The organism is uncultured Virgibacillus sp., from assembly GCF_947495635.1.
GTDB lineage: Bacteria > Bacillota > Bacilli > Bacillales > Amphibacillaceae > Virgibacillus > Virgibacillus salarius.
This window is the reverse complement of record NZ_CANMAB010000119.1, coordinates 1-11,499: the sequence shown is the minus strand read 5'-3', so window position 1 is coordinate 11,499 and position 11,499 is coordinate 1. Positions and strand designations below refer to the sequence as shown.

Genomic DNA, 11,499 nt, shown 5'->3' with positions numbered 1-11,499 from the left:
TGAGGCCGTGCCCGCGGAAAGCGAAGTAATTAGTCGGAGCATTGCCAATAGACATCAAACATTTCAAAATAACTACTGGGCTTAACGCAGTCATTGCACTGATTTTATACTTTCTTAACTTAGAACAAAAGCGCAAACGCTCGATTAGAAAATTAGCGACTGGAGCGAGTCAACGGAGATAAAGGAATCATGGTGTGCTTGCGAGCCAATGATGACTTAGATTAAGGCGATTCGTGAAGTCTCCTAGTTTCTAGCGCTTAAGCAGGACTGGGCTCAACACGCCTATATTTATTCATATGGACAAATTTTATAATTTCCTCTACAAAAAACCTTGCTTCGATAAACATCAAAGCAAGGTTTTGTTCTAGAATTGTAATTAGCCTTCTAGTAATAAATCATATGGGTCTTCAAGCAGTTGTTTGACTCTAACTAGGAATTGAACTGCTTCCTTACCATCTACAATACGGTGATCATATGAAAGTGCAAGGTACATCATTGGGCGTACTTCAATTGTGTCATCAGGCATTACCATGGCCCGCTTTTGGATGTTATGCATCCCTAGAATCCCCACCTGTGGTGCATTTAAAATTGGAGTTGATAGCATAGAACCAAAAGTACCACCATTCGTTATGGTAAATGATCCACCTTGTAACTCACTCATTTCTAACTTCTTATCACGAGCCTTTTTACCAAGGCTACCAATTTCCTTCTCAACTCCTGCGAAGTCAAGGCGATCAGCATCACGAACTACCGGAACTACGAGTCCATCATCAGTGGAAACTGCAATGCCAATGTCATAGAATTTTTTGATAACTAATTCATTACCTTGAATTTCTGCGTTTAATAAAGGAAAGTCTTTAAGCGCTCCTACTACTGCCTTTGTAAAGAAGGACATAAATCCTAGTTTAACCCCATGCTTTTCGATAAACTTCTCTTTTCTTTCACTTCGAAGTTTCATGACATTGGTTAAATCAACTTCATTAAACGTCGTAAGCATCGCTGCTTCATGTTGAACATCAACTAAGCGCTTAGCAATTGTTTGACGGCGGCGAGACATTTTAACTCGCTCCACAGGCTTAGCAAATTCTGTTTTTTCAGCTGGTTTTTTCTCCTCTTTAGCAGGCTTAGATGTATTGCTCGCACCGCTAGCAGCAGCTTCCACATCCTCTGGACGAATTCGACCAAGTGGATCTCGAGGGCTAACCGCACTTAAATCAATATTAAGTTCACGTGCTCGTTTACGGGCAGCTGGAGAAGCGATCACATCACCTTTAGCACTGGAATCTTCTTTTGCCGGTGTTTCGGCTTTCTTCGTTTCTTTAACTTCTTCGGTTTTAGATTCTTGCGGTTCACTCTTTTCTTCAGAAGTAGAACTGCTGTTGCCCGCTTCCCCATTTTCGTCAATTTTCGCAATAACGTCGCCAACTTCTACATCATCGCCTTCTTCACGAATGATTTCGGTAATAACACCAGCGAAATCGGAGTTGACTTCCACATTGACCTTATCTGTTTCTAATTCTACTACTGGATCACCTTTTTCAACACTGTCACCTTTTTTTACTAACCATTCTGCAATTGTTCCTTCTGTTATGGATTCAGCTAGCTCTGGTACTTTAATTTCATTCATTGGAATCTCCTCCTTTTGATGGGTTGATCGCTTTTTGTACGATTTCATTTTGCTCTGTTTTATGCACGTTAGGCACTCCTACAGCTGGAGCTGAACGGTCTGGGCGTCCAATATATCTAAGTTTCTGACCATCCTGTAACAGATCTCTTAAATAATCATCAACAAAATCCCAGCTTCCCATGTTCTTTGGCTCTTCTTGAACCCATACAATTTCTTCCAGGTTCGGCAAGGCCTTTAGCTCTTTTTCCAGTTCCTTTTTAGGGAATGGATAGATTTGTTCTAATCGTAGTACACGTAACCAATCAAATTTTTCTTCTGAATGTTCTATTGCCTCTTCAATATCCACCATGACCTTACCACTACCAATTAGCAAGCGTTTTGCATTCTTCTTGCTCACCTTTAAGTTAGGCTGTTGACGTATCGGCTGGAATTTACCTTGTGTAAACTCTTCCGCTTCTGAAGCAATACGCTGATTTCGAATTAAACTACTCTTTGGTGTCATCACAACCAATGGTCTAGCTTCCTCTCTATTACGCAAAGCAGCCTGCCTACGAATAAGATGGAAGAATTGAGCAGATGAAGTCACGTAAGCTACAATCCAGTTATTCTCTGCTGCCATTTGCAGGAACCGTTCTAGTCTAGCACTCGAATGCTCTGGACCTTGACCTTCATAACCATGCGGTAACAGCATGACCATATTTGATTTTTCTCCCCATTTCGCACGTGCAGCGGAGATGAATTGGTCAAAAACTACTTGAGCAGCATTGGCAAAGTCACCAAATTGTGCCTCCCAAATAACTAATGTATTAGAAGCCTGAACACTATAGCCATATTCATACCCTAACACACCAGCTTCAGATAATGGACTATTTCGTATATCAAATGATGCTTTAGATTCTTTCAACCCATGCATCGGACTAAATTTATCATTTGTTTCTACATCATGTAGGACAAGATGGCGGTGAGCAAAGGTACCTCTTTCCGTATCTTGACCAGTCAAGCGAATCGGAATCCCGTCTTGGAGAATGGAAGCATAAGCAAGCGCTTCTCCAGTACCCCAATCAGCCTTGCCACCCTCTTCTAACGCATTTTCACGTCGCTTAAGAATTTTCTCTAGCTTTCTATTGCTATTAAATCCTTCAGGGCGTTGCATTAACCCTTTATTCAAAGCTTTCAATGTATCCACATCAATAGCTGTTTCAAATTGATCGAGTCCGTTTGTCAATGCTTCTGGCATTGGCATTGGATTACATTTGCCGGTTTCATTTTCTTTCATACTATTATATATTTCCTGAAGTTCTGCTTCCGTACTTTTCTTCAGCTCATTAAATTCATTCTCATTTATAAGACCTTTATCTTCAAGCACCTTCGCATATACATTTGCTACTGTCGGATGCTTATCAATTTTCTTATAAAGGTCAGGTTGCGTCATTCTCGGCTCATCCATTTCGTTATGTCCATAGCGACGGTACCCTACCAAATCAATTAGAAAATCCTTATGAAACGTTTGACGGTACTCGTAAGCAATTTTCATAGCAGAAACACAAGCAATTGGATCATCAGCATTCACATGAATAATAGGAATTTCAAATCCCTTAGCTAAATCACTTGCATAACGTGTAGAACGTCCGTCAACTTGATCTGTTGTATAACCAACTAGGTTATTTGCTATGATATGAAGTGATCCGCCTGTTGAATATCCTGGTAAGCCACTCATATTAAGCGTTTCTGCAACAACACCTTCTCCGATAAATGCTGCATCACCATGGATCACAACCGGTATCGCTTTATTCATGTCCTGTTTTGGATAACCACTTTCTGAACGATCATCCTGTGCAGCACGTGCAAAACCTTCAACAACCGGATTTACAAATTCTAAGTGCGATGGATTATGAGCCAGTCTAATCCGTGTATGGTTTTCATCACCTACTGGTTCCTTTGTCGCCCCATAGTGATATTTCACATCTCCAGTCCATCCATAATTAATCCCCATTGATCCTTCTGATGGAATTAATTCTTTGTTTGGAGAATGATGGAATTCAGAGAAAATCTTATCATATGGTTTTCCTAAAACATGTGCTAGTACAGCTAAACGTCCACGATGAGCCATCCCCATCATAATATTCTCAATCTTATCTTTTCTAGCATACGTAACAATTTGATCAAGCATTGGTACCATTGCTTCTAGTCCTTCTATTGAGAAACGCTTTTGCCCTACAAAGGTTTTTTGCAGAAAGCTTTCAAATCCTTCTACATGTGTAAGTCGCTCTAATAATTGAAATTTCTCATCTTTAGACAAGTCTAATCGAGCTTTTCCTGATTCAATTAAATCCAGTAACCATTTTCGTTCTTCATCATTATTGACATGATCATATTCAAATGTAATTGTTCCGGAATAATATTTTTTAAGTTCTTTAATTACATCTAATCCATTCTCAACTTTACTCGGTGCTTTTTCCCATAGCCAATTGGCTGGCATATTTAGTAAATCCTCATTAGTTAAACCATACGTAGCTGGCTCTACCAACTCTGATTTACGTTCTTTGAGTCCAACCGGGTAAATATCTGCTTCCAAATGTCCAAAACGACGAATAGCCTCAACAAGTTTCATTGCTGAGGTAAGCTTCTTCACATCATTTATTGATGTAGCCTGTACTGCCTGATTTGAATCATTTGCATGAGATAACCATTGAGGGGCTCCATGCTCATTGAACATCTGCTTTATGGATGGATCTACTGCCTCTGGATCCTCTTTATACAAATCATATTGCTCTTCAATATACCCCATATTTGGACCATGAAATTCTGACCAGAATCTCTCATTAGATTCTTCGCTCTGTGCCACCTTTTATACCCCCATTAGAAGTTAGCGTTATCCGTTATGAAACGGTATACATTATTCATTCTACATTATAGAACTGACGAATGATTACATCAACTAATATACCCTATTTTATTAGTGGAAACAATATATTGTTCCAACCATTAATATAGTTGTAATTTTCAAATGATTAACTCTAATAGAAATGCCATATAGCCTATAATTGAATAAGTATTCACCAAAACTACTAAATATAGGTTTTCTTTTAAGTTAGAAGAGACTTTGTTCACTTTTTCTAAATAATTCGTTATAATAGAGGAAACATTAATTATAATGGTCTCTTACATAAAAGGAGGATGTCCACATGAAATTGGCGTTACTAATGGGTGTTATAATCGTATTTCTAGTTTCTATTTTCACATCTGGTTACGAATCAAAGCCTGGTATACCGAAAAATAGCCAATAGTTGGAAATGATCTAACAAAAAAAGGCATTCGTTTCGTTTTTCCCTTACTGGAATACTAACGATTGCCTTTTTTATAAATCCTGGTAGTAATGTATGTTATTAGTTTAAACCTGGAAATCCTCGCTGTCTCAATGCTTCATATACGATAATTGCTGCCGTATTTGATAAATTTAATGATCGCACCTGATCTCCCATATGAATTCGTAAACAACGATCTTCCTTACCATGCAATAATTCATGTGGAATGCCATTTGTTTCCCTACCAAATACAAAAAATAGTTCTTCTTCTATATTACTAAAATCATAATCTGTATAATGCTTGGTCCCAAAATTTTCTATATAATAATAAGAAGCCTTTGGATATGTGCGGTACAGCTCTTCGATTGAAGGATACTCACGGATGTCTACTTCTTTCCAATAATCTAATCCAGCTCTTCGTACCATCTTATCATCTGTTGAAAATCCAAGAGGATGGATTAAATGCAATGTTGCGTTAGTAGCCAAACATGTCCTAGCTATATTTCCAGTATTTGCTGGTATCTCTGGTTGATATAAAACAACGTGTAAACTCACTTTTTCATTCTCCTTACCTACGTACTACTTTCCTAGTATAGCACTACTTTAATAAATCCGGAAAAATTTATATTTAATCTCAGGTGTCCATGCTGTTGAATCCTCATAAGACCAATAGCGATGTCTACTATTATCTGTATGTGCGTTCACTAATGGCATACCATAAGCATCTTTTGTGACAACAATTGTATTATGGTTCCACCGTCCATCCCCCTCAAAATCATAACAGATAACATCACCCGGAATTAAATCTGCTGCCGTTTCCACCTCTTCTCCTCTTAGTCCTTGTGTTGAACCACTTAAATACCAACGCAGAGAGTGAGCAACCGCCCAACTATAACTCCAGCTATTATTTCCATACCACCAGCCTCTTGCCCTATCTGGAGCTCCCCTCATTGGCGCACCACCTGCAAGTAAGCATTGAGAAATAAAATTAGTGCAATCTACATCGAACTGTTTAAACGCTGGATTATAGCTATTCCACCATCGCTCAGCGTAACGAACCGCAGCATTTCGATCATAGGAAAAACGATCATCTCCATCGCCACCAATAATATCATCGGGCATCACTTTACTTACTTTTTCTTCATGAAGTACTCTTTTTAACGAATGACCAACAATCTCTCCTTGATCTAGTCGAAATGTATATGGATAGACAGTCTCCTCTAAATATAATTGATCCTTTTGCTTAACTAAAAATGATAAATGTAAATTATAATCATAGTGTGAAGCATGATCATAGCGTAGCTTTCTATGCATATGACCATTTCCTTTAATCTGTACAATTTTTGCTTTTCGTTCCTCAAATAATGATTGCTTTCTCTCCCACCAAGTCTCTTGCCACCGATTGCTCTTAAAAAAATGGAGCCACAGTTCCTTTAATTTTTCCATAGAAAATCCCCTCCAATAGCAGTATATGGAGGGAATGCTTGTCAAACAGCTAAATATTTTCAGTGTAATGTAACGATTTATTCAGCTACTTGGTAGAAGAGGGCGGTCGAAAGGCTAATCCCTTTTCCATTTCAAATCGAACTTGCTCATTATCTTCATTATCCATCGCTCGTTTAATAGCTTGAAATGCTTCTTCTGTTCCAATTTTGCCAAGTGACCATGCCGCCGTCCCACGAATGACTGGTCTAGGGTCAGATAACATGACAGCAATGATTTCTTCGACTGCAGTTTCATCTTTATAATGTCCAAGTGCAATCAGTGTATTACGTTGAATTGGTTTTTTACCTCGCCAAGAGCCTGATATATGTCCAAATGTACGTTTAAACTCACGATTAGACATACGTAGCATTGGAATAAGCTTTGGCTTAGCAACTTCATGCTCTGGTTCGAATTCTGGGTGAATGTGAAAATCCACCTTGTGATTTTTGGGACAAACAACCTGACATGTATCACAACCGTAAACTCGGTTACCAATTTTAGAGCGAAATTCGTCAGGGAGAAAATCCTTTGTTTGCGTTAAAAAGGCAATACAGCGCTGCGCATTTAATTGTCCACCTTGAACGATCGCGCCAGTAGGACAAGCATCAATACATTTCGTACATGACCCACAGCTATCATCTACTGGCTCATCTGGTACAAATGGAACATTTGTAATCAATTCCCCTAAGTAAACAAATGATCCAAATTCAGGTGTAATAATGGACGTATTCTTACCACTGAAACCAATGCCAGCTCGTTCTGCAACAGCCCGGTCTGATAATTCACCGGTATCCACCATTACTTTATTTTTGCCATCAGGTACTTTTTCTTGAATAAACGCAGCCAATTTTTCTAATCGATCACGCATAACAATATGGTAGTCAACACCCCAAGAGGCCCTCGCAAACAAACCCCGTCTTTCTTCCCTTGTGCTTCTCGGTGCATCTTTCATTCGAGATGGATATGCTAACGCAATGGAGATAATGGATTGCGCCTCCGGAAGTAAACGTTTAGGCTCAGTCCGTTCTTCAATCGTTCCTTTTTCAAAACCGGATTGATACTTTAATTCCTGTTGCCTCCGAAGTCTTTCTTTTAATTCTCCAAACACATCAGCAGAGGCAAAACCAATTTTATCAATACCGATTTTTTTACTGTATTCGATAATCTCTTGCTTTAATTGATCTGTATGCATTTGTTATGTCCAACCTCCTATTACTGCTTTACCACAGCAGTCCGCATTCGATTGAAAACAGCTGCAATTTCATATCTACGTGGACGCGCTAAATCTCCCGGATGCTGATTTGGAAAAGCTGTAAAAGAACTCAATCCCTTTTCTGTCATTTGATGCTCAATTTTATCAAGAAGTTGATAAAGCGTGGTATCCTGCAAACGCTGTGTTCTATCTAAGAACTGAATAATCTCAGCAATCATTCTTGTTTGTGATGAATCAACGATTTGTTCCGTGTAAGCAAAAGAAATATCCGTTTTTCCCATCAAAATATGATGTAAGCCTTTTGCTTGCACCTTTGCACGTTTCCCTTTTTTCGTCTGTAAGGACCGCTGATGAAAATATCGACTCGTTACATCACCGAAAGAGGTTCCTGCATCAGCAGCAGACCGTTCCAATGGGTACTTTTCCATTATCGATTTAGCTTCATCAGTTACATGAAAAGGTAGATAATCTTCCATGCGAATTACTGTATCAGCTTCCGCAAAATAATCTCCTGATCCACCCATTACTAATATGGTAGATATAGCTAATTGATCACGAAGCTGTGCTATTTTATCAATAAACGGAGTGATTGGTTCTTTGTTTTGCTGAACGAGTAACTGCATTCGATGATCGCGAATCATAAAATTTGTTGCGCTTGTATCCTCATCAATTAACAGTGTAGATGCACCTGCTTCTAATGCTTCCATGACATTAGCTGCTTGCGAAGTACTCCCGCTGGCATTTTCTGTAAAAAAGTAAGCTGTATCCTGTTCATGGGGCAAATTATTAATAAATGGTGAAATATTCACTCCACTTACTTTACGTCCATCCTCCGCTCGGATTTTTACCGCATCCACATCCGTTAAGACAAATTCTCGTCCGTCACCTTCTACATGGGAATACACACCTCTTTCAATTGCCTGTAACACTGTACTTTTCCCATGATATCCTCCACCTACAATTAGTGTGATCCCTTTTTTAATCGCCATTCCTCTAATAGGCTCCCTGCTATGGGGAATGGGTAACTCTACTTCGTTTTTTAATGGGCTTTGAAAAGCTACTGCATCCTTTAAGGGGCGATTACTAATACCACTCTCACGTGGTAAGATTGACCCGTTTGCCAAAAAAGCAATCCAGCCATGCTCCCGCATTTGCTGCCGGATGGAATCTTGTTGATCAGCGAGGATATTTGCCTGTTCTATTTCCTCATCTTTTATTGTAAATACAGAACTATTCATAATAGAAGGTAGAGCTTGCGCGAACAATTTCTCCGCTTCCCGCCCATTAATTTTTCTCCCATTTGCAGGAAGACCGATAGACATACAAATGGTTATAGAAGAGGAATTAACTTGTACTGCACTGCGCTCCAGCTTTTCTTGTCCCGGTTGATCAAACATAATCAATCCACTCTTACCTGACCCCTTTACTGTGGAAACCTGGTTTGTAACAGCCTCACCTACTACTCTAGCAATTACATCTTCGGTCGCAATTTTTCTAGAATATGTCTTTAGCCATTCTTGTTTTATCGGCCGTTTGCTCGCGGGTATAATCACCCTTATCTTAGAAGGAGATGCAAATGGATCTCCCTGAACGTAATCAATAGCTAAATTAAAATTAGTATAACCATAATGCCCTTGTATACTTTTATATGCTTTGTATCCTTTATGATCAATTTGTTTAAGTGTGGATAATAATTGCTTCATATAAACACCTCATTTTCGTTAGAATTTAGAAATAAGCGAATGATAAGCCACTAGTTGCGTAAAAACACGCAACCTTAGAAGAATCATATAACTAATATTCGTGTCTACGCCAAAAATTTTACATGTTTATATAGAAGAAGTAAAACAGTCAATAAAGTGAAACTTCAATCCGGTTTTCACTGAAACAAACACGTACAAAGGGTTAAATCGCCACATCCTGTGGCAACGCCTTTGCGACCTACTCCCATGTAGGGTTCGAACCAATCGGACATTTTATGTCAGTCGGTCCCTCTCTTATCTATATTACTTTTACTTTATTCCTTAAGGTCGAGGGCTTACTGCCGTTATTATGTGAGATAAAAATTAAAAACGCAATACTTCGTACCATTCATTACGAAATACTGCGTTAAGACATATGTATGGAGCGGGTGAAGGGAATCGAACCCTCGTCATCAGCTTGGAAGGCTGAGGTTTTACCATTAAACTACACCCGCAAACAAATTGGAGAAATTATGTAATTTATTTATCGTTTTTTCGAACGCAATATTTATTATAGCAATTAGACTTAGACAGGTCAATAGTAATATTAATTTTTTTCGACAAAAAATTAATATTCTCTTAAACTTGTAACATGTATAATTCTTTTAACTAAACCGACTACTATAAAGTGAAAGTTCAATCAGTTGAACCTATTGGACATTTACTGGTAGTCGTTCCCTCTCTTACCTATATTGGTTTCACTTTATTGCTTGAGGTGGAGGTATTACTACCAGTTATTTTTGGAATAGATGAACGAAAATCACATGATAATTTAAACCGCTTATTTTTGTATGCTATCATTTTTTGAATTCACACAGATTATCATTACGCCATAACCTTCTGAAATACTTTTTACTATTTTCATCGTAAGGATTTACAACCTTGAAAAGAAGTTATAGAATAGTCATAAGTTTTAGGGAGGCGAGAAAGAATGGCTATATATCCAATTGTTTTAGCACAGAAAACTTTTACACATCAAGATAACTTGAAATACCCTTTTGAAGAAAGAGGGTTACAGTTTGGTGATGGTATTTATGAAGTAATACGTATTTATGACGGCTCATACTATTTACTAAAAGAGCATGTAGATCGTCTATTCCGTTCTGCTGATGCAGTAAAAATTAATCTTGCTGCTACAAAAGAAGAAATAACTGATTTGTTATTACAATTACTTGAAAAAAATAAAATGACAGGGGACGGAAAAGTTTACTTACAAGTATCTCGTGGATCAGCACCACGCGACCACGTCTTTCCTCAAGGTATCCCTGCAAACATGTATGCATATGCTCAAGACCTCCCACGCAACCTGGAGAACCTACAAAAGGGCGTATCTGTCATTACTCAGCCTGATGTACGCTGGGAAAATTGCTATATTAAGAGTTTAAATTTATTGCCAAATGTTTTAGCCAAGCAAGAAGCGAAAGAGCATGGCTGCTATGAAGCTATTTTACACCGTGATGACTTGGTGACAGAATGTAGTTCATCTAATATTTATATGGTAAAAGATGGTGACATCTACACCCATCCTGCTACTAATCGAATTCTTCATGGGTGCGTAAGAATGCGCGTAGAGCAATTTGCTAATGACCTATCCATTTCGTTTAATGAAAATGGTTTTAAACAAGAAGATCTTTTCACGGCTGATGAAGTATTCTTATCTAGTAGTACCTCTGAAGTAATGCCTGTAACGATGATCGATAATAAACAAGTACAGGACGGTACACCTGGACCAATAACGAGAAAATTGCAGGCAGCATATGAAAACGATGCTAATATAACAGAAGGCAAGATCACTCACACGATTTAAATGAATTACTTCTCTTAAATTAATCTCATCATCCTTATTACAATAATTATGTATGAAATGGATGTATTGATTGTCAGAGATACTGTTAAAAAAACGGAATCAAAGAGTATTATTCAAGACTGTCGAAAAAACGACAGTCTTTTTTAATAAGTTAAGAAAGTATAAAATCAGTGCAATGACTGCGTTAAGCTTAGTAGTTATTTTGAAATGTTAGATGTATATTAGCAATGCTCCGACTAATTACTTCGCTATGAGAAGGTGCAACAATTCTTGTCATAAGTAATAGGTTGACTTTTTTTACAATGGGTAAAGTGAAAATC

The 11,499-nt window shown here is 38.2% G+C and carries 8 protein-coding genes and 1 tRNA gene; 2 read left to right on the top strand and 7 right to left on the bottom strand.

Annotation, left to right across the window (positions count from 1 at the left end; genetic code table 11):
- Positions 1 to 376 precede the first annotated feature (376 nt).
- The 7 genes from odhB to Q1A47_RS18285 all read right to left on the bottom strand — a co-directional run bounded on the left by odhB (position 377) and on the right by Q1A47_RS18285 (position 9,827).
- On the bottom strand, positions 377 to 1,627 hold the full coding sequence (gene odhB / locus Q1A47_RS18315; protein WP_026683005.1) for a 2-oxoglutarate dehydrogenase complex dihydrolipoyllysine-residue succinyltransferase: 1,251 nt from the start codon (positions 1,625 to 1,627) through the stop codon (positions 377 to 379).
- On the bottom strand, positions 1,620 to 4,472 hold the full coding sequence (locus Q1A47_RS18310; protein WP_166529821.1) for a 2-oxoglutarate dehydrogenase E1 component: 2,853 nt from the start codon (positions 4,470 to 4,472) through the stop codon (positions 1,620 to 1,622). Before Q1A47_RS18310 ends, odhB begins: the two co-directional genes overlap by 8 nt.
- Before the next feature lie 541 nt (positions 4,473 to 5,013).
- Positions 5,014 to 5,487 (bottom strand): tRNA (uridine(34)/cytosine(34)/5-carboxymethylaminomethyluridine(34)-2'-O)-methyltransferase TrmL, encoded by a 474-nt coding sequence (gene trmL / locus Q1A47_RS18305; protein ID WP_026683003.1) that lies wholly within the window; start codon positions 5,485 to 5,487, stop codon positions 5,014 to 5,016.
- A gap of 48 nt (positions 5,488 to 5,535) precedes the next feature.
- Entirely contained in the window at positions 5,536 to 6,378 is an 843-nt protein-coding gene (locus tag Q1A47_RS18300; protein ID WP_166529820.1) for an amidase domain-containing protein, read from the bottom strand.
- 85 nt (positions 6,379 to 6,463) lie between these two features.
- Positions 6,464 to 7,609 carry a tRNA epoxyqueuosine(34) reductase QueG gene (gene queG, locus Q1A47_RS18295; protein WP_166529819.1) on the bottom strand — a complete coding sequence of 382 codons (1,146 nt, stop codon included), beginning with the start codon at positions 7,607 to 7,609 and terminating at the stop codon, positions 6,464 to 6,466.
- 20 nt (positions 7,610 to 7,629) lie between these two features.
- Entirely contained in the window at positions 7,630 to 9,333 is a 1,704-nt protein-coding gene (locus tag Q1A47_RS18290; RefSeq protein WP_166529818.1) for an ABC-ATPase domain-containing protein, read from the bottom strand.
- Positions 9,334 to 9,753: 420 nt separating this feature from the next.
- A tRNA-Gly gene (locus Q1A47_RS18285) sits at positions 9,754 to 9,827 on the bottom strand.
- 173 nt (positions 9,828 to 10,000) lie between these two features.
- On the opposite strand from Q1A47_RS18285, the gene Q1A47_RS18280 reads away from it, so the two are divergent.
- Complete coding sequence (locus tag Q1A47_RS18280) at positions 10,001 to 10,180, top strand: hypothetical protein (RefSeq protein WP_299632649.1); 180 nt, start codon at positions 10,001 to 10,003, stop codon at positions 10,178 to 10,180.
- Positions 10,181 to 10,303: 123 nt separating this feature from the next.
- Complete coding sequence (dat, locus tag Q1A47_RS18275) at positions 10,304 to 11,179, top strand: D-amino-acid transaminase (RefSeq protein WP_026682991.1); 876 nt, start codon at positions 10,304 to 10,306, stop codon at positions 11,177 to 11,179.
- The last annotated feature ends 320 nt before the right edge of the window (positions 11,180 to 11,499 follow it).